Source organism: Flavobacterium sp. W20_MBD1_R3 (assembly GCF_052119725.1).
Classification (GTDB): domain Bacteria; phylum Bacteroidota; class Bacteroidia; order Flavobacteriales; family Flavobacteriaceae; genus Flavobacterium.
Genome location: NZ_JBGQOR010000002.1, coordinates 70,877 through 90,334, shown reverse-complemented (window position 1 = coordinate 90,334; position 19,458 = coordinate 70,877). Strand labels below are relative to the sequence as shown.

20 protein-coding genes and 1 pseudogene are annotated in these 19,458 nt (G+C 33.1%); 10 read left to right on the top strand and 11 right to left on the bottom strand.

What is annotated here, in order from left to right:
- Window positions 1-43 precede the first annotated feature (43 nt).
- Complete coding sequence (locus tag ACEN2F_RS03540) at window positions 44-937, bottom strand: tail fiber protein (RefSeq protein WP_441736148.1); 894 nt, start codon at window positions 935-937, stop codon at window positions 44-46.
- 552 nt (window positions 938-1,489) lie between these two features.
- Between ACEN2F_RS03540 and ACEN2F_RS03535 the strand changes: the two genes are divergently transcribed.
- Window positions 1,490-2,161, top strand: a complete 672-nt coding sequence (locus tag ACEN2F_RS03535) for a helix-turn-helix domain-containing protein (RefSeq protein ID WP_441736146.1) — start codon at window positions 1,490-1,492, stop codon at window positions 2,159-2,161.
- A gap of 217 nt (window positions 2,162-2,378) precedes the next feature.
- Here ACEN2F_RS03535 and rpe read toward each other — a convergent pair whose 3' ends face one another.
- On the bottom strand, window positions 2,379-3,041 hold the full coding sequence (gene rpe, locus ACEN2F_RS03530) for a ribulose-phosphate 3-epimerase (RefSeq protein WP_441736143.1): 663 nt from the start codon (window positions 3,039-3,041) through the stop codon (window positions 2,379-2,381).
- 30 nt (window positions 3,042-3,071) lie between these two features.
- On the opposite strand from rpe, the gene ACEN2F_RS03525 reads away from it, so the two are divergent.
- Window positions 3,072-3,272, top strand: a complete 201-nt coding sequence (locus ACEN2F_RS03525; protein ID WP_441736141.1) for a hypothetical protein — start codon at window positions 3,072-3,074, stop codon at window positions 3,270-3,272.
- A 182-nt stretch (window positions 3,273-3,454) separates the two neighbouring features.
- Here the strand turns inward: ACEN2F_RS03525 and ACEN2F_RS03520 are convergent, their stop codons facing one another.
- From ACEN2F_RS03520 to ACEN2F_RS03480, 9 genes are all read right to left on the bottom strand, one after another.
- Window positions 3,455-4,318 carry a sigma-70 family RNA polymerase sigma factor gene (locus ACEN2F_RS03520; RefSeq protein WP_007137700.1) on the bottom strand — a complete coding sequence of 288 codons (864 nt, stop codon included), beginning with the start codon at window positions 4,316-4,318 and terminating at the stop codon, window positions 3,455-3,457.
- A gap of 190 nt (window positions 4,319-4,508) precedes the next feature.
- On the bottom strand, window positions 4,509-5,216 hold the full coding sequence (locus tag ACEN2F_RS03515) for a DUF3291 domain-containing protein (RefSeq protein ID WP_441736139.1): 708 nt from the start codon (window positions 5,214-5,216) through the stop codon (window positions 4,509-4,511).
- Between the two features lie 44 nt (window positions 5,217-5,260).
- The gene (locus ACEN2F_RS03510) at window positions 5,261-6,196 is read right to left on the bottom strand and encodes a class I SAM-dependent methyltransferase (RefSeq protein ID WP_441736136.1); all 936 of its coding nucleotides are present in this window, start codon (window positions 6,194-6,196) and stop codon (window positions 5,261-5,263) included.
- 109 nt (window positions 6,197-6,305) lie between these two features.
- Window positions 6,306-6,785 carry a sterol desaturase family protein gene (locus ACEN2F_RS03505; RefSeq protein WP_441736134.1) on the bottom strand — a complete coding sequence of 160 codons (480 nt, stop codon included), beginning with the start codon at window positions 6,783-6,785 and terminating at the stop codon, window positions 6,306-6,308.
- Window position 6,786: 1 nt separating this feature from the next.
- Window positions 6,787-7,413 (bottom strand): carotenoid biosynthesis protein, encoded by a 627-nt coding sequence (locus ACEN2F_RS03500; protein WP_441736132.1) that lies wholly within the window; start codon window positions 7,411-7,413, stop codon window positions 6,787-6,789.
- Entirely contained in the window at window positions 7,410-8,882 is a 1,473-nt protein-coding gene (gene crtD, locus ACEN2F_RS03495) for a 1-hydroxycarotenoid 3,4-desaturase CrtD (RefSeq protein ID WP_441736130.1), read from the bottom strand. Before crtD ends, ACEN2F_RS03500 begins: the two co-directional genes overlap by 4 nt.
- A gap of 170 nt (window positions 8,883-9,052) precedes the next feature.
- Window positions 9,053-11,194, bottom strand: coding sequence for a polyribonucleotide nucleotidyltransferase (locus tag ACEN2F_RS03490; protein ID WP_441736127.1), 2,142 nt, complete (start codon window positions 11,192-11,194; stop codon window positions 9,053-9,055).
- Window positions 11,195-11,426: 232 nt separating this feature from the next.
- Window positions 11,427-11,693, bottom strand: a complete 267-nt coding sequence (rpsO, locus tag ACEN2F_RS03485; RefSeq protein WP_441736124.1) for a 30S ribosomal protein S15 — start codon at window positions 11,691-11,693, stop codon at window positions 11,427-11,429.
- Between the two features lie 112 nt (window positions 11,694-11,805).
- Window positions 11,806-12,261: a GAF domain-containing protein gene (locus ACEN2F_RS03480; RefSeq protein ID WP_441736122.1), complete on the bottom strand. Its 456-nt coding sequence runs from the start codon at window positions 12,259-12,261 to the stop codon at window positions 11,806-11,808.
- A 76-nt stretch (window positions 12,262-12,337) separates the two neighbouring features.
- Here ACEN2F_RS03480 and xrtF point away from each other — a divergent pair, with 76 nt between their 5' ends.
- From xrtF to ACEN2F_RS03440, 8 genes and pseudogenes are all read left to right on the top strand, one after another.
- Entirely contained in the window at window positions 12,338-12,886 is a 549-nt protein-coding gene (gene xrtF / locus ACEN2F_RS03475; RefSeq protein WP_441736120.1) for an exosortase family protein XrtF, read from the top strand.
- Window positions 12,864-13,307 carry an exosortase F system-associated membrane protein gene (locus tag ACEN2F_RS03470; RefSeq protein WP_441736119.1) on the top strand — a complete coding sequence of 148 codons (444 nt, stop codon included), beginning with the start codon at window positions 12,864-12,866 and terminating at the stop codon, window positions 13,305-13,307. Before xrtF ends, ACEN2F_RS03470 begins: the two co-directional genes overlap by 23 nt.
- Before the next feature lie 58 nt (window positions 13,308-13,365).
- Window positions 13,366-14,196, top strand: coding sequence for a restriction endonuclease (locus ACEN2F_RS03465; RefSeq protein WP_441736116.1), 831 nt, complete (start codon window positions 13,366-13,368; stop codon window positions 14,194-14,196).
- A gap of 43 nt (window positions 14,197-14,239) precedes the next feature.
- On the top strand, window positions 14,240-15,595 hold the full coding sequence (locus tag ACEN2F_RS03460) for an MBL fold metallo-hydrolase RNA specificity domain-containing protein (protein ID WP_441736114.1): 1,356 nt from the start codon (window positions 14,240-14,242) through the stop codon (window positions 15,593-15,595).
- Complete coding sequence (locus ACEN2F_RS03455) at window positions 15,589-16,050, top strand: HYC_CC_PP family protein (protein ID WP_441736825.1); 462 nt, start codon at window positions 15,589-15,591, stop codon at window positions 16,048-16,050. The genes ACEN2F_RS03460 and ACEN2F_RS03455 overlap by 7 nt, the downstream gene beginning before the upstream one ends.
- Before the next feature lie 69 nt (window positions 16,051-16,119).
- Window positions 16,120-18,134: pseudogene (locus ACEN2F_RS03450) on the top strand (TonB-dependent receptor plug domain-containing protein).
- Window positions 18,135-18,149: 15 nt separating this feature from the next.
- A complete protein-coding gene (locus ACEN2F_RS03445; RefSeq protein ID WP_441736111.1) occupies window positions 18,150-18,491 on the top strand; it encodes a heavy-metal-associated domain-containing protein in 342 nt (113 codons plus the stop codon).
- A gap of 266 nt (window positions 18,492-18,757) precedes the next feature.
- Complete coding sequence (locus ACEN2F_RS03440) at window positions 18,758-19,438, top strand: DedA family protein (protein ID WP_441736109.1); 681 nt, start codon at window positions 18,758-18,760, stop codon at window positions 19,436-19,438.
- The last annotated feature ends 20 nt before the right edge of the window (window positions 19,439-19,458 follow it).

Below are 19,458 nucleotides of genomic sequence, written 5' to 3'. Positions count from 1 at the left end.
GTTAGAATAGTAAGAAATAGGAAAGCAACGCTGACTATGTGGATTATATCTTGATAATATAGTTTACACCGTAGTTAATAGGGCGGGTTTCAGTTCCTCCTGTTGTAGCAGTATTACCAGAAACATTATGGTAGTGCTGACCATCCGTACTCGTTGATAGTGTATGACTAGTAGTAGAAGAAAAAGGAGCATCTTTTAATAAGCCAGTACCGGGAGTAGGTCCTCCACTGTTATTATAATCATCATTTGCGAAAGTAGTATTATGGTCATGTTGACCTGTTGTATTGGTATTTAAATTTACGTTATGCAAATGCGATTTCATATCGTCTTGTTGCACTGTTTTTAGAGTCGGGCCTGAATGTCCTGATGATGTTGATCCAGCTCCACGCAAAAACATTCCACTTAGGTTAGGCGTATTCGTACTGCCCAATAATGCTTTCAAACTTGCGGTAGTTACATCATCGGTGAAACCATTTCCGTCGCAAAGCAGCCATCCATTAGGTGCTGTCGTTCCTATAAAAGGCATTATAGAGCCAGTAGGAACTCCGTTTTGCGCAAAAATAGCATAAGGAACTGCTTGCAGTTTTTCATTAGAAAAAACGATACTTTGCTGAACCACTTTCAAATAAGCAGATTGGCTACTTATTAGAGCATATTGCCCTTGATTTATATCTAGAACATACGAAAAAACACCAAAATTATCAGTCCTTACATTGGCTGTTTTAGTAAGTATAACTTGCTCACTATTACCTGTACCTAAATAGTATACGGTAAATATCAATGGCAGTTGATCAATGTTAGCTATCGCGGCATTGGTTTCGTCACGGGCAATTCCCTGAATAGACATTCCTGAAGAAGTCACATTCGTTTGTGCATTTGCATTTACGGTGATAAGAAGTCCAATAACGATGTACAGGATAAAGTAGATTTTTTTCATAAAAAAGGGGATTTAATTTAATTAGAAGCAAATTAAGAAAAAGAATAACAAACAAGCAGTGTTCATTTGTTGTAATTCCTATATTTGCTACAAATTTTGAATATTTGACACATGTTTTTTAACCTGTTATCGTTGTTCGTCGGTTTTTTATCTCTTTTTATCGTAGTTTTTATGATTTTTAATTCTAGCAGAAATCATAAAACAAATGTCTATTTTATAGTTATTTTGATTATTGTTGGGGTGCAGCGCTTTATTTATGCCCTTGAAATTTTAGGATTTGTTCATGAAACCTATAGTCCATTAAAAAAAAATTTACGTCTTGGTTTTTTTGTTATACCAGTTTATTATTTGTTTTTTAAAAGACTTATTCAAGGGTTTGAAAAACTTAAAAAAGAGCTTTTACATTTTATTTTTCCAACCGCATTGATTGTAATTAACTTAGTGTTTTTTAATTCAAAAATTAATCCCTTATTTTTTTTAATCTATTCTAGTCTTTATTTTATATTAATACTTATTATGTTGAAGGATTTTATTTTTAGGAAAAACATCTCGATGCTTCAAAAAATAAGTTTTAGAGAGATAAAGACTTGGTTATTATTAATGTTTATTTTAACTTTTGCATTAATCGTCTATTCTAATTATTTTTTATTTAGTGAATCGAGTTCTCAGATGACTTTAGGTTCTTTTTATAAGTACTCTTCTTTTCTTTGGTTGTTAGTGCTTATTTATATGTTTAAAAATCCGATTGTCATTTTTGGAGAACACTATTTGTTGAAAAAAATCGAATTGAAGGAGACACCAGAGTTTTTAATATGGAGTAGAAAACGATTAAAAACAATCGACGAAAAAGATAAAATAGTGTACAATACTATTTTGAAAAGAATTGATTTTATTATTTCAGATATCCAAATCTTACAAAAATCGGATAAAGTGTTGTCAACAACTACTTTTACAGCAGATACTCTGGCAAAACAACTAAAAATACCCAGACGCCACTTAGAGTTTGTGTTCAAATATTATTGTCACTATTCAAGCAATGATTTCAGTAATCTGGTAAAGATTAACTATGCCGTATTGCTCATTAATGGAGGATACCTAAATAATTATACGGTAGAGTCCTTAGGTGAAAAATGTTTATTTAATTCACGATTTACATTTTCCAAAAATTTTAAAAAATTTATTGGAGTCTCTGTTAGTGATTTTGTAAACACAAATATTCACTGATACTTTTGAAAGAAGTTCTCTAAATATTGTATTAAAGCACATAGAAGATTTTTGCGCCTTAAAAATGAATGATTAGGAATAAAAAACAATTAAATTGTACCAATAAAAATTTAAAATGATGCTGGCGATTGCTAACAGTAGAAGCGATTAAACAACAACCGTCTTTTCTTTACGTAATAAAAAGTCATTCTGGAATGTGTTTAACAGTCTTCTTGTTTTAAAAACAAGTTAATTTCTTTAACTCTTTTATGGTTTGAATAGGATTTTCTGCTTTGAAAACAAAACTTCCGGCCACTAGGACATCAGCTCCTGCTTCGACAAGTTGTTTGGCATTTTTATTGGTTACACCACCATCAACTTCGATAAGTGTTTTTGCGCCCTTTCTATCGATTAACTCTTTTAATTTTTTGACTTTTGCGTACGTATTTTCAATGAAGGATTGTCCTCCAAATCCTGGATTTACACTCATGATGCAAACCAAATCGACATTGATAATTAGATCTTCCAATAGGTCGATATTCGTATGTGGATTAATGGCAACTCCAGCTTTCATTCCTTCAGCTTTTATCGCTTGTAGTGTTCTATGAAGGTGCGGGCAAGCTTCATAGTGTACACTTAGAATATTAGCGCCTAATTCAGCAAAAGTTTTAATGTAACGGTCAGGATCAACAATCATCAAGTGAACGTCAATTGTTTTTTTTGCATGACGGTTGATAGCTTCCAGGACAGGCATTCCGTAAGAAATGTTTGGAACAAAAACGCCATCCATTATATCAATATGAATCCAATCGGCTTCGCTGTTGTTTATCATTTCGACGTCGCGTTGCAAATTGCCAAAATCGGCAGCAAGCATTGATGGTGCAATTAGTGTGTCCTTCATTGTATAGTTGTTATGTAGAGATGCACTGCAGTGCAACTTTACAGATTGAGTAGTTTGTGCAAAAGTAGTTTTTTTGCAGCAATTGAAGAAAGTTTTTTATGGATTCAATACGTGAATGCTTTGGCGATTTGCGTAAGGGATAGAGGCGGTATCCTCGAAGTGCAACGGAGAGATAAAGCCGAAAGCCCGACCCGAAGTTTTTACGGAGGGTTACGCCCAAAAGAAGAATAATGAGATTGCTTCGTTCCTCGCAATGACAAAAAATAAAACTCCGGTAATCAGCCGGAGTTTCAATCATCAATCAAAAAACGAACAGTTAATCAGACCGTCGTTACTTGTTAGTCAAAAACTAAAAGTCAAAAATCATACTGTTGTTAGACGATATGATTTTTGACTTTTAGCATTTTACTGTATTATCCTAAATACGTTTTTAGTATTTTACTTCTAGAAGTATGTTTTAATCTACGGATTGCTTTTTCCTTGATTTGACGTACACGTTCCCGCGTTAGGTCAAATGTTTCTCCAATTTCTTCTAATGTCATTGGATGTTGATCGCCAAGACCAAAATACAAACGAACAACATCAGCTTCTCTTGGAGTTAATGTTTCAAGAGAACGTTCGATTTCAGTACGCAATGATTCGTGGATTAATTCTCTGTCTGGATTTGGTGATTCCCCTGAACGTAATACATCGTAAAGGTTAGAATCTTCTCCTTCTACAAGAGGCGCATCCATTGATAAGTGACGGCCAGAGTTTTTCATACTCTCTTTTACGTCATTTACGGTCATATCAAGTTCTTTTGCAATTTCCTCAGCAGATGGTGGACGCTCGTTAGATTGCTCTAATAAAGCGTACATTTTGTTGATTTTATTGATAGAACCAATTTTGTTCAAAGGCAAACGAACAATACGAGATTGTTCCGCTAATGCTTGAAGAATCGATTGACGAATCCACCAAACGGCATACGAAATGAATTTGAAACCACGTGTTTCGTCAAAACGTTGTGCTGCTTTTATCAATCCTAGATTTCCTTCGTTGATCAAATCGGGAAGTGTTAATCCTTGATTTTGGTATTGTTTGGCTACAGATACTACGAAACGTAAATTGGCTTTTGTCAATTTTTCTAATGCTTTCTGATCGCCGGCTTTAATTTTTTGTGCTAATTCTACCTCTTCGTCTGCGGTAATAAGGTCAACTTTACCAATTTCTTGTAAATACTTGTCTAATGAAGCGGTTTCACGATTGGTTACCTGCTTGGTGATTTTTAGTTGTCTCATGTTTTTTTGTCTCCTAAATTTTAAGTGTACAAGTGTTATACGTATGGAATATCAAAAAAGTTACAAAAAATATAAAATAGTTAAAACCCCTGTTCCAGAAACAGTATTTAGACTATAAAAAGAGTTTGCCAAAATAGCGATTGTTTAAAAATCATTGATTTTCATAATCATAGTGTTGAAAAAAATAAAATTAGAGATCTAAAAAATTTTCAACATTTTTACCATTCCACTGGCCTGAAAATTTATATGGAATAAATCTTGCAAACAGCTCTTCTTTATACCATTTGAGTTTTCTGGTAAGACGAACGACCTCTTTGTGTTTTTCATTTTTATACGCATAATTAAGCATTTCGGATTGGGTTTTCCATATGCTTAGTGTAGCTTGCTGTATTAAAGGCCATTCGCCAACACCGATCGATAGTGCTAATCCATCGTAATTCTCTAAACTTTTGCTCACATCACCAACTTTCCTCCAAAAAGAAATCAATTTTGAAAGCCGAATACTCGCTCGTGTTAAAACCATAACGGGCTGATCTAAAGCCAAAGAGGCATGAGAAATAAAAGGTTGCCTTCCGTCCCATTTTCCGTGGGCTTCTGCTGCATGTGCAAAAACGGTGAATGATTCCGAGCTTCTAGATTTATAGTTGTTAAAAAAGGAATTTTTTTCAAAAAAATTATTTGCATCTATTTCTGACACCCAAATACATAATAATGCATAAGTACCAAAGTTTGGTTTTGAACTAAAACCATTTTCAGCTCCTGAGCCCAATAATTTGTAGAATACTAATCCTTCAATATTTTTGAAATGGGCGTGTCCTAATTGCATTTGCGAAAACGCCCAAAGTTTACTGGAAAAGCTTTCCAATTTAAAAAAAGTACAAGTGGTTATTTGGCTCATGAGTTTATATTATATTTTGAATGGGTTTGTGATTGTAAATCAGATTATTTTTTTTCAACCACTAAAATTTGAACGCCCAAAGGGAAAAGTTTTTCAAATACAAAAATAGGGGATGTAACCACTTTTAAAAGAACAAGCATCCAAAAATGATTAGACATGTTCCCCGACCAATCTATCCCTTTTTTTTCCATTCTACCAAGCCACCATAGGGTAAAGGCATCAAGGGTGCCGTATAGCAAATGTTTTTTAATTTTCCATTTATCTTTAGGAAACAAAAGCGCAAAACCTTTATTTGTTAATAATGACAGATGTCTTGGACTATGCCATCCTTGCCAATGTGATTTTTGAATTTTTGCACTAATACTTTTATAATTAGGTATTTCAATAATTATTTTTCCACCTTGATTTAGGCAATTATGGAGTTTTTCAATAGTTTGATGCGGGTTGTAATCGTGCTCTAAATAATGCCATAGCGTGATTATATCAAATTGTGTTTTAGTATTATAATCTTCAATAGAAACTTTTTTAAGTTCTAAGTTGGGGTAGCTTTTGTCCCTCCAACCCGAATCTGAAAAATCAATTCCACTGCATTTTACTTTTGAGTTTTGTTGCAAAGATTCTAAAAAACTCGGATTACCGCATCCTACATCTAAAACACTAAGATTAGGCTGGTTTTTTTTAAGATTTTTTTTTACAAAATTAACTCGCCTTAAATCTAAGTTTTTTTGACTGTTTTCTACAAAGGAAAAATACTTTCCCCACGCTAAAGAACCTCTGTAGGGTAAATAGTTTTCGGTGTAGTACTCCTCTAATCTTTCAGTCACTACGGGATTTGTTAGAAACGCTGTTTCGCAATTAGTACAAACATTAAAAACATAAAGCTCATTATTTGGCTCATGCATTAATGCATTTGTTGATATGTAATAAGAAGTTTCGGTTTTTTTACAAATCGGGCAATTGACAACATTTGTATTTTCCATTTGATAGTTTAATATTGTATAAAGCCAATGAATAGTCGATACGATAAACAAAAGCTAAAGCGCTAACTTTAAACTAATGAGTAAGGTATTTATTCATATGTATAATGCTTTAGGTGTAAAGAGTTTTAGACTGTTTTGAGGCAGCTTGAATGTATTTTTTCTTAATAATTAGCATTCCAAAACTTTCTCCACCTTCTTTTCCAGTATTTTTGTGATGCATTTTGTGCGCACGGCGCAATGCTAAAACAAATACATTTTTTGTTTTAGTAAATACTTTGAAGCGTTGGTGAATGATAAGGTCATGCACAAAAAAATAAGCTAAACCGTAGAGTAATATGCCAAAACCAACCCATGTGTACCAGGCATATTGGTTCATCATTCCAAACATTATGAGTAACCAACTAGGCACAGCATAAATGATAAAAAACAAGTCATTTCGTTCAAACCAACTTTTATGGTCTTTTTTGTGATGATCAGCATGAAAATACCACATAAAGCCATGCATTATATATTTGTGATTTGCCCAAGCAGAAAACTCTGTTAAGATAAAAGTGACTAAAACTATGCTAAAATTAATTATTATTTCCATATTAAATAAATATAAATAAAAAGGTGAAGAATATAACTTGTAAAATCAATATTATTAAAGACACAGTGTGATTACCTTTGATAATTGTAGGGTAAAAAAAGTAAGAGGTAAAGAAAGCGACGCCAATCCAACTCAAATAATTCTGTAAATCAGGTAATCCCCCTTCAAATTGCCAAAAATCAAGTTTCGGTGCCACTTGTTCAATAATTAGATCAATACCCGTTACGAGTAAAGCAGCTAAAACCAAAACAATTATTTTGTTTGTAAAGATACGACTTACCACTTTGATCCCAGCACAAATAAGCATTGCCCAATTGATCGAAATGACCAGAGGAACATTAAGAAATTTATAGCCTAATCCGTTACCGTAAGAATATTTTCCAAAAATTAATCCAGTTTTTACGCCAACTACTTCAATAATAAAACCCAAAAATGCAATAGAAAAAAACGCAATTATAAATTTTTTGTCTGCTAAGGGAGTATGAATCAAAAAAACGAAACAAGTAAGTAATAATGTATAAGGTGTAAAAGGACTAAAAAAAGAAGGATTAACTACAAACCCAATCGAGCCTGAAATATAGACCAGAATTAAAAAATATAAAAAATATGATTTGTATGTTTCTTTCATTTCCTTTCTTGTTCTACTATAAGTTGACTGGCTATTTTTGCACTAAAAAGGCATAGTGGAATACCTCCGCCTGGATGCACGCTTCCTCCTACAAGAAACAAATTTTTAATACTTGACGAAAAATTAGCATGTCGTAAAAATGCGGCAAATTTATTGTTGCTAGAGTTGCCATATAATGATCCGCCAAAAGAAGATGTTTGGTTTTCTATATCAATTGGACTTAAAATACTTTCGCTAATAATGTATTTTTCGATATCTGTTTTCAGCATCATATTAATTTTGTCAACAACATTCTTTCTAATAGCTGCTGCATAATTTAGACTCTCACTTTTGTTGTGCGGTACATTTACCATTACAAACCAGTTTTCGCAACCCTCTGGTGCATCATCTTTGCAATGTTTTGAAGTAATATTGATATAAACAGTAGGGTCTTCTGTTGGAAATTGTTTTGAAAACAAATAATCAAATTCCTTTTTATAATCATCACTGAACAAAATATTATGCAGTCCTAATGCTGCAAATTCTTTGTTTATTCCCCAATAAAAAACATAAGCGCTACTAGATTTTTCTTGTTGTAGTAGCTTTTTAGGGGTAAAAGAATTTGGCAATAAATATTTGTAGAGTGCGTGAATATCTATATCGCTTGCCACAATATCAAAGGGATAGCTAATACCATTACTTTTAATGGAGGCAATCCTATTATTAGATTCAACATTTAAGGTTTCGACAGTTGTATTATATTTAATTTCCACATTAGCTTCTTCAGCTAGTTTGACCAAATGTGTTGTAATTTGATGCATGCCTTTTTTAGGTAAGTAAGCACCAAGATTAAATTCTAAATGCGAAATCATATTCATTAAGGCAGGTGCTTTATAAGGATTAGAACCGTTATAGGTTGCAAAGCGATTGAACAACTGTACCGTTTTTGGATTCGAAAAAGTTTTTTCGTTTTTTTTATGCATAGTACTCATTAAGCCCAAGAACGGGGCAAATAATATACCTTTTACTGTTTTAAGATTAATAAAATTTTTCAGCTGATGTAGCGATTGTTTCAAAAACAAATCTTCGGTAGTTTTAAAATAAAAAGCGTTGCGCTTTATGTGTTTTAAAACAGTTTCTTTATTTTCATTTAATTTTGAATGTACTTCCGCTGCAAATTCTTCTACATTAGCAGATGCTTTTAGTTGCGTTCCATCCGCATAAAAATAGTTAGTTATGACTTTTAATTTCTGGTATTCAAATTTATGCGAGCTCCCTTGCAAATTAGTCAACTCATCTATTAGCGTGGGCATTGTAAATAATGATGGACCTTTATCAAATCGAAATCCATTCATATTAAGTTCACTTAATTTACCTCCTGGGTAACTATTTTTTTCAAAAATGGTTACTTTAAACCCTTGATTTGCTAGTCGAATTGATAACGCAAGACCACCTATCCCAGCTCCAATCACACCAACGGTTTTAGTCATCTTTATTTATTAAATTAAAAGTGTAAATTTAGTTTTTTTTAAGAGGAAAATTGTTTAACAATAGTTAAAAAAAATCCTATCAATAGTAAACTAACAACCAAAAACAAAAACCCCAATTCATTTGAATTGGGGTTTTTTATAAATAAACCTTTAGTAAACTTAAGATCTGATTACTCTTTTCTTTCCTCACGTGGAGGTCTTGGCAAAAGTGCTTTTCTAGACACTTTTTCTTTTCTGGTTTTTGGATCCATTCCTAAGTATTTCACCATGAATACATCTCCCATATTTACCACATCAGAAACGTTTTCTGTACGTTCCCAAGCTAACTCAGATACGTGTAATAAAACTTCGTTTCCGGGAACGGCTGTATATTCTACAACAGCGCCAAAATCTAGCATCTTGATTACTTTTACTTCGTAAGCTTCGTTCATTTGTGGTTTGAATGTGATGGATTCAATTTTAGCTAGTACAGCTTCAATACCGGCAGGATCTGTACCTAAAATTTCGATAACTCCTTGCTCATTTACTTCATTGATCACAATCGTGGTTCCTGTAGATTTTTGTAATTCTTGAATTACTTTTCCACCAGGTCCAATCAAAGCACCAATAAAGTTTCCAGGAATTGTTCTTGTGATAATTTTTGGAGCATAGGCTTTTACATCTGCTTTTGGAGCAGCTAAAACTTCTATGATTTTTCCAAGAATATGTAAACGACCTTCACGAGCTTGAGCTAAAGCTTCTTCCATGATGTTGTAAGCCAATCCTTCAATTTTGATGTCCATTTGACAAGCAGTAATTCCATCAGCAGTTCCGGTTACTTTGAAATCCATATCTCCTAAGTGATCTTCATCACCAAGAATGTCAGATAATACAGCAAATCGACCTGTTTTTTCATCAGAAATTAATCCCATTGCAATCCCGGAAACGGGTTTGGTCATTTGAATTCCAGCATCCATAAGTGCTAATGTTCCAGCACAAACTGTCGCCATGGAAGAAGATCCATTTGATTCTAATACTTCAGATACAATACGGATTGTATAAGGACAATCAGCAGGGATCATGTTTTTCAAAGCACGTTGTGCTAAGTTTCCGTGACCTACTTCTCTTCTTGACGTTCCTCTTAATGGTTTTGCTTCACCTGTAGAAAAAGGAGGGAAGTTATAATGCAAGTAGAATTTTTCTTCTCCTTGTTGTGATGGAGAGTCAATTTGGTTTGCTTCTCTGGAAGTACCTAAAGTTGCTGTTGCCAATGCTTGAGTTTCTCCTCTAGTAAATAAAGCAGAGCCGTGAACAGAAGGTAAGTAATCAACTTCAGCCCAAATAGGACGAATCTGATTTGTTTTTCTACCGTCTAAACGTGTGCCTAAATCAAGGGTTACATTACGAACGGCTTCTTTACTCGATTTAGCAAAATATTTAGAAACAAGATCTCCATTTTCTGCTAATTCTTCCTCAGTAAACAAAGCTTTTACTGCTTCTTTTGCTTCTGCAAATTGAGCAGTTCTTTCTTGTTTTGCTGTGCCTTCTTTTGCAATGGCGTAACATTTATCATAAGCTGCTGCATTTACTTTTTCGTAAATGGCAAGGTCTTCTCTTTCTTGATCGTATGTTCTTATTTCTTTTTTTCCAAAAGCAGCAACCAATCTTTCTTGAGCTGCAATTTGGATTTTGATCGCTTCGTGTGCAAATTTGATTGCTTCAACCATTTCTGCTTCTGAAATTTCTTTCATTTCTCCTTCTACCATTGCGATAGACTCTTTTGAAGCGCCAATCATCATGTCAATATCAGACAATTCTAATTGAGTGCGACTTGGATTAATGATAAATGTACCGTCAACTCTGGCGACACGAACTTCAGATATTAAAGTAGAGAATGGAATGTCAGATAAAGACAAAGCTGCTGATGCGGCTAATCCTGCTAATGCATCTGGCATTACATTTTCGTCATGAGACATCAATTGGATCATCACTTGCGTTTCTGCGTGATAATCTTTTGGAAAAAGTGGACGCAACACACGGTCAACTAATCTCATGGTTAATATTTCATTATCGCTTGGTCTTGCTTCTCTCTTAAAGAAACCACCAGGAAAACGTCCGGCAGCAGCAAATTTTTCACGATAATCTAATGTTAATGGCAAGAAGTCAATTCCTGGGCTTGCTTTTCTGGCTGACACAACTGTTGCTAGCAACACTGCATTTCCCATTCGTACTTCTACGGCACCGTCAGCTTGTTTAGCTAATTTTCCGGTCTCGATTGAGATGCTTCTCCCATCTCCTAAATCGATAATTTCTCTTGAAACTTTTGGAATCATAATTCTTTTTTCTTGATTAAACAATGGATTTTAGTTGTGTTGTAGTTATTGTTTTGCGTAGTTAATGCCTAAAACCCAATGAAAAACGAACTTTTTTATTTGCCAATATTGTTAGTACTGACTTTGCGGTATGGTCTCGATTCTAATCCCTTTTGTGTCAGGATTGTGAAACGAATTTAGACGCTATATTCTAAAAACAAAAAGAGGCACTCTCGCGCCTCTTTTCTATTGATTATTTTCTGATATTCAATACTTTGATAATTTCACGGTATCTGTTGATTTCTTTTTTCTTCAAGTAATCTAACAAAGATCTTCTTTTACCTACAAGCAATACTAATGAACGCTCTGTATTATAATCGTGACGATTTTTTTTCAAGTGCTCCGTTAAGTGGCTAATTCTGAAAGTGAACAAAGCAATTTGTGCTTCTGATTTTCCAGTGTTTGTTTTTTCTCCGTGTTTAGCGAAGATTTCTTCTTTAATCTCTTTAGTTAAATACATTCCAATATTTGTTTAATGATTTTTATGTATGCCATACATCCATTGTAAGACGGGTGCAAAAGTAAAAAATAATTATCAATTATGAATTATGAAATATGAATTATTTTAAATCCTAATATAATTTCGCAATTTCCTCATTGACAAACTCTAGGAACTTTTCATCCTCTTTAGTGAATGGATCTATGACGTGACTGTCAATATCAATTTGGCCTATATTTTCGCCGTTTACAAAAAGGGGAACTACAATTTCTGATTTTACAGTAAAACTACAAGCAATATAATTATCTTGCGCTGCAACATCAGGAACCACAAAATTTTCGTTAGAAACGGCTACTTGTCCGCAAATTCCTTTTCCAAAAGGGATTATCGTATGGTCCGTAGGGGCTCCTACGTAAGGGCCTAGGTGCAACATTTTAGATTCGTGATTTGCAAAATAAAATCCAACCCAATTATAATAATCGATCGAGTTGCTTAGCAATTGACAAATAGATAATAGTTTTTCGTCTCTGGATTGCGTTGTATTTGATATGATTTCGGTTACTTTTGGTTGTAATTCTTGAAATGTCATGTTTTTTATTTTTATTTATGCAAAAGTATTTAAAGACAGTTTCAAAAATTACATAAATTTGTTAAAAAAATAGATTTTGAAAAAATATTTTATTCTCTACAAACCATTTTTGCTTTTTATAGGCACTTTTTTTTTGACCTATATAGCAATGGCTTTTTTGTATCAGCAATATCTTAGTAGTTTTGAAGAAAATAAAATAGATGCTATCACAAGGATGGTGAGTGAAAACACGGAGCAGGTCTTGCAACTTTTTAATGCCCCATCTTCAATAGAAGAAAGTGTTGAACATCCTTATATGAAATTGTTTTATGAACAAAAATATGTTGCTCGCATTGTAGAAGGCTGTAATGCGATCAGCGTAATTATTTTGTTTATTTCATTTGTGGTCGCTTTTTCCGGGAAATTGCAAACTACTTTACTTTTTATCTTTGGCGGAAGCCTGCTTATTTATGGATTGAATGTTTTGAGAATTGCAGCTTTGAGTGCGCTTATTTTTTATTTTCCAAAACAAGAACCATTTCTACACGGTGTCCTTTTTCCTTTGTATATTTATGGTGTAGTTTTTATTTTGTGGTTAATTTGGGTACGTAAATTTTCAAGATATGCTTCAAAAGATATTAAATAACAAACTAAGACTAATACAATTCCTTTTTTTGGTTGCATTGTTAGTGCTTGTTCGTGCTTTTGAAAATCAGTTGTTTTATGATCCTTTTTTAGATTTTTTCAAAAGGGATTTTGCTGAATTAAGGTTGCCAAGTGTCAATTCATTTCATTTATTTTTAGGATTATTATTTCGTTACACATTAAATACCGCTATTTCATTGGGTATTATTTATGTGCTTTTCAAAGAAATAATGATGGTGAAATTCGCTTTTGTTTTGTATTATTTTCTTTTTATGATTCTAATTGTTGCTTTTTTCTATATCATTTTCTTCACTCGTGAAAACCATAATTGGATTCTGTTTTATATCCGCCGGTTTTTAATTCAACCTATTTTTTTACTGTTGTTCGTTCCTGGATTTTATTATCAAAAACAAAATAGATAATCTTTTTTATCTATCTTTAATGTTGATTTAAGTATTTGTTTATCAAATTATTGTCAATATGAAAATAGTGAAACATTCTGGAGATATTGTCGAATTTAATTCGGATAAACTTAAAAAATCACTTCTAAAGTCTGGTGCTAGTGCTCTGGAAGTAGATACGATTTTGTATACTATAAAAAAGCAAATGTTTGAGGGAATTTCTACCAAACAAATCTATAAAATGGCTTTTTCATTATTAAAGAAAACGGCTAATTCCCATGCGGCACGTTATAATTTGAGAGAAGCAATTCGGCTTTTAGGTCCTGCAGGTTTCTTTTTTGAAAAATACGTAGGAAGACTTTTTTCTGCGGAGAATTATAAAACAATAACCAATTTGACTTTACAAGGAAAATGTGTTTCACACGAAATAGATGTTTTGGTCAAAAAAAATGAAATTATCGCCATGGTCGAATGTAAATATCATGCCGGCAGAGATGTTGCTTCAGATGTAAAAGTTCCGATGTATATTCTGTCCCGTTTTAATGACATTAAGGAAAGAAATCATCCTATTTTTGATAGAAAAGACATAGTCTCTAAATGTTGGATTGTTACCAACAACCGGTTTACGGTAGATGCAATCACTTTTGCAAAATGCTCAGGATTGAATTTGTTGAGTTGGAATTATCCTGAAGATAACAATTTGAAAACGAAAAATGATAGTAATTCTCTATATCCCGTAACCTGTTTAACAACCTTGTCTCTCGCTGAAAAAGATAAATTATTGATTTTAGATGTTATTTTAGTAAAAGAAATTATAAACAATTCAGATTGTTTAAACAGAATAGGGTTGAGCCCGAATCGAATGAAAAACGTTTTAAAAGAAGCGTCAGAATTGTGCAGGTATATCTAAAAGGAATGATTGCTGAGAATGCTTAATTTTAAATTCAAATCAAATGAAAGTTAAATTTATAGGTGGAGCTGGAACTGTGACCGGTTCTAAAACATTAATCGAAAGCAAGGGGATTCGGATTTTGATTGATTGTGGATTATTTCAAGGATTAAAACCGTTGCGGGAACTCAACTGGGATCCGTTGCCAGTTTTGCCTTCTACGATAGATTTTGTGTTGTTGACTCATGGACATTTAGATCATTGCGGCTGGTTGCCCAGATTAGTCAATCAAGGATTTTCTGGAAAAATATATTGCACCAGTCCCACAAAAGATATAACGAAACTTATTCTTTTAGATAGTGCTAAAATTCAGGAGGAAGAAGCCAAAAATGCGAATGAAGGAAAATATTCGAAGCACGAAATTGCTGAACCTCTTTATACAGTAGAACAAGCAGAGAAAGTTTTCCCGTTATTTAGAGTAATCAAAATTAATGAGCCACTACCTTTGGATGCTCAAATTGAAGCGGTTTACACTAATGCAGGGCATATTTTGGGCGCTTGCAGTATTGCTTTAACCCTCGAAAATAAAACATTAGTTTTTTCGGGAGATATTGGTCGGGATGATGATGTGTTGATGTATCCGCCGACTAAACCTAAAAAAGCCGATTATGTTTTTCTCGAAAGTACCTACGGAAATCGGATCCATCCTAAAACGGATACCAAATTAGAACTAGAAATGTACATCAATAATACTGTTGACAAAGGCGGAACCATTATTATTCCGAGTTTTGCCGTAGAGCGTGCTCAAACAATCATGTACTTATTATGGCAACTCAGGGAAGAAGGAAGGATTCCTAATATCCCTTACATTATTGATACTCCCATGGGAATTAATGCGCTAAATATTTTTTCTGATAACCCAAGATGGCATAAGTTGTCCTTACAAGAATGTACTGAAATGAGTAGAATGTTTTCATTAGTTTCAGATTTTCAGGAAACGATGAACATTATTCTTGATGATGGACCTAAAGTAGTAATTGCTGCTAGCGGAATGGTTACAGGAGGAAGGGTATTGAGTTATTTAGAAAAGTATATTGTTTTGCCACAAACCACTTTAATTATGGTGGGATACCAAGCCGAGGGAACACGTGGACGAAAGTTGCTGGAAGGAGCTAAAGAAATCAAAATTCACGGAAACTATTATCCGGTAAAAGCAAATATTTTAGAAATAGAAGGGCTTTCAGCACATGGAGATCAAAATGATTTACTCCATTGGTTATCTAAATTAGAAAATAGACCAACCAGAGTATTTTTAGTTCACGGTGAAAATGAACCGCTGGATGAACTCCGAATAAAAGTGCATGAAAAATATGGTTTTGATTGTAAAGTTCCTTTGATGGGGCAAGAATTTGAATTGTAGATTTTAACATCTATTCAGCTTGTAGAGTTCAATTAAATCACTACTTTAGGTGTAGGAAATTCAAAGGACTTATTTGTCTTCTTATTGCTTTTTTCTTGTTGGTTTCCAATATGGGATTAGCACTTAATGTCCGTTATTGCGGAAATGAAATTTCTTCTGTTACTGTTAAAACTCCTGTTCAAAATCAAAAATTAGTTAAAAAGTGTTGTCGTGCTGTTGAAAATAAAACAAGTTGTTGCAAAGACAAAGAGTCAAATTTTCAAAAGAATACGGATGATTTAATCCAAAAAATAGTTTCTGCCAATGCAGATTATATTTTTTCAATCGAAGAATGGAATCCTTCTGTTTTTTCATTCATTTCAAATTTTAAAAATACGCAAGTCACTGCCTATTATTGCAATGCAAATGCGCCACCCTTTTTTAAATTATACCACAATTATATTTTCTACGCTTAGTTTTAATGTTTAATAAAACTTGAGTCACAATTTTGTGATTTTATATTATTCTAACATTAAAAATCAATCATGCAAAAACAAATTTCAATACTTTTATTGTCCCTTTTATGTGCTTTTAATTCTTATTCGCAAGACACTTTACAAGAGGTAAAAATACAAGCTAGCAGTAAAAGTTTAAAAAAATCCTATCGGGTAACAGCTAATACTACAACACTAACAAGCACAGAACTACTGAAAGCTGCTTGTTGTAATCTGGCAGAAAGTTTCGAAATAAATCCTTCAATTGATGTCAATTTTTCAGATGCTTTGACGGGAACGAAACAAATAAAAATGCTGGGGTTAACGAGTCCTTACTTGATGATTACCGAAGAAAATATTCCTTCAGTTCGTGGTGCTTCTCAAGCCTACGGACTATCATTTACACCGGGAACTTGGGTTGAAAGCATCCAAATTACTAAAGGAGCCGGGAGTGTTATTAATGGTTTCGAAAGTATTTCGGGACAAATCAATACTGAGTTAATTAAACCAATCAACGATATTCCATTTTTTCTAAATGTTTATGGTTCTTCAGATTCCAGATTTGAATTAAATGCACATTTCAACACTAAAATTTCTGATAAATGGAGCAGTAGTTTATTTGTACATGGAAAAATACCAGAGTTGCAAAAAACGATATGAACGATGATGGATTTCTTGATAATCCACTAGCAAAGCAAATCAATGTTTTAAACCGTTGGCAATATACCGATGCCAAAAAAGGGTGGGTTAGTTTTATTAACTTTCGATATATGAATGATCAAAAACAAACAGGAGAATTAAAATTTGATCCGGATAGAAACAGAGGGACGACTAATTATTGGGGTTCCGAAATCAATACGGAACGTTTTGATGTTTCAGCTAAATTGGGCTATGTTTTTCCTGATATGCCGTATCAAAGTATCGGTTTTCAGAATGCTTTTAACAGTCATGATCAAAATTCTTATTTTGGATTAAATCAATATAATATTGAACAAAAAAGTTATTATTCGAACCTGATTTTCAATTCGATTATTAACAATACGATGCATAAATTTTCTACAGGTTTAAACTTTACGTATGATAAATATGGTGAGTTTGTCAATGTGAATGATTTTAGCAGAATTGACAATTCAGTCGGTGCTTTTTTTGAATATACGTATGACAATACAGATAACTTTAGTGCAGTTCTTGGCGGTAGAATAGACAATCACAATCGTTTAGGGACTTTTGTAACACCAAGATTACATGTGCGATACAATCCTTGGGCGAAAGGTGTTTTGCGGTTTTCCGCAGGAAGAGGGAAACGTAGTGCTAATGTTTTTGCAGAAAACCAACAGCTTTTAGCAAGTTCAAGAACTTTTGAATTTTTAGATAGTAATGGAAAAATATACGGTTTGAATCCTGAAATTGCATGGAATTACGGATTGAGTTTTATGCAGGGTTTTTTGCTTTTCGGCAAAAGTGCTGATGTTGGTTTTGATTTTTACAAAACTGTTTTTCAAAACCAAGCAATTGTTGATATAATGCAAGGTCCGCAGCAGGTTTTGTTTTATAACCTTAAAGGAAAATCGTATGCGAATAGTTTGCAAGTAGAATTCAATTATGAACCAATAAAACGTTTTAATTTGAGAACGGCCTATAAATATTATGATATTCAAACAGATTATTTATCTGGAACCTATCAACGACCCTTACAGGCAAAACATCGTTTTTTTGGGAATTTTGGATTTGAAACACGTGCATTAGATGACGGAAAACAATGGAAGTTTGATTATACTGCTAACTGGCTGGGAAAACAACAATTGCCCAATACAACAACAAATCCAGACAAAGACAGACTATCTGAATTTTCACCTTCATTTTCTGTTATGAATGTTCAAGTTACCCGATCTTTTTCATCAGCATTTGAAATATATATTGGCGGAGAAAACATTGGTAATTACAAACAAGACAATGTTATTTTGGGTAATGACGATCCTTTTGAACCTAACTTTGATGCTTCAATTGCTTATGGTCCGGTTTTTGGACAAATGTATTATGCGGGTTTACGTTTTAAAATTAAATAATTTAAAAAAGCAATAATGAAAAATATTGTAGCAGTACTGTTTTTAATATTTATCGGGTTTTCAGTTCAGGCTCAGGAGACCAAAAGTAAAAATGCTAAAATTAAATTTCACGTAAGTGGAAATTGTGAAATGTGTAAAATGAGAATTGAAAAAGCGGCTTTCAGTGTTTCGGGTGTGAAAACTGCTAATTGGGACGTGGATACTGCTTCGTTGTATTTAATTGTAAACGAAATGAAGACAAATGCAATTTCAATTCAAAAAGCGATCGCAAATGCGGGCCACGATACAGAGGAATTTAAGGCATCGCTGAAAGACTATGAAGGTCTCCCTGACTGTTGTCAATACGAACGAGAATAATTTTGAAAAGCCAAAGCGAAAGTTTTGGTTTTTTTATGTTTTATTTGTTGATTTATGGGTAAAGCCTCAGTTGTTAATTGTAAAATTAATTTTTGTATTGAACTAGAAGTGAGAATATTAAAAACAATATTTGACCGCGAGTAACGTAAAGTTAATTAGGGTCATTTAAATAGTTAATAAAACTTTAAAATGGCATCATAAATTGTGGTTCAGATATATTATCCGTACTTTCACGCACGAATAATTGTAGCATAAAATAGCGTAGAATGAACGATTTTGATTGGAAGAATTTAATTGACCCACTTTTTTATATTCATTTTGATATTAATGGGATTAAACTGGGAATTTATATAGTTTTATTTATTGTATTTGCAGAAACGGGTCTCTTTGCAGGTTTCTTTTTACCAGGTGATAGTTTGCTTTTTTTGGCTGGGATTTACAGTAGGGAATTAATAGAGAATATTTTATTTATTGAGAATGATTTTATAAATGTTGTTCTTTTGTCAACACTTGTGGCGTTGTCAGGAATTTTAGGGAACGTTGTAGGATATTGGTTTGGTTCTAAAAGTGGTTATTATTTGTACAACAAACAAGATAGCTTTTGGTTTAAAAGAAAATATCTGGTTCAGTCTAAAGATTTCTTTGAAAAGTACGGGGGTAAAGCAATCATTTTTGCCCGTTTTTTGCCAATTTTAAGGACTTTTGCGCCAATAGTAGCAGGAATTGTCTCTATGGACAAGAAAAAGTTTATGACTTATAATATTTTGAGTTCTTTTATTTGGTCCTTCACTCTTATTTTTGCAGGACACTATTTGTACGGATTTTTACTTGATAATTATCAAATAGATTTAAAAGAGCACATTGAAGTAATTGTCTTGATCTTAGTTGGAATTACCGTTTTACCAGTAATTTATAAGTTCAGTAAAAAATCAAAAGTTCAAGAATAATTATAGTACAATTCATAAAA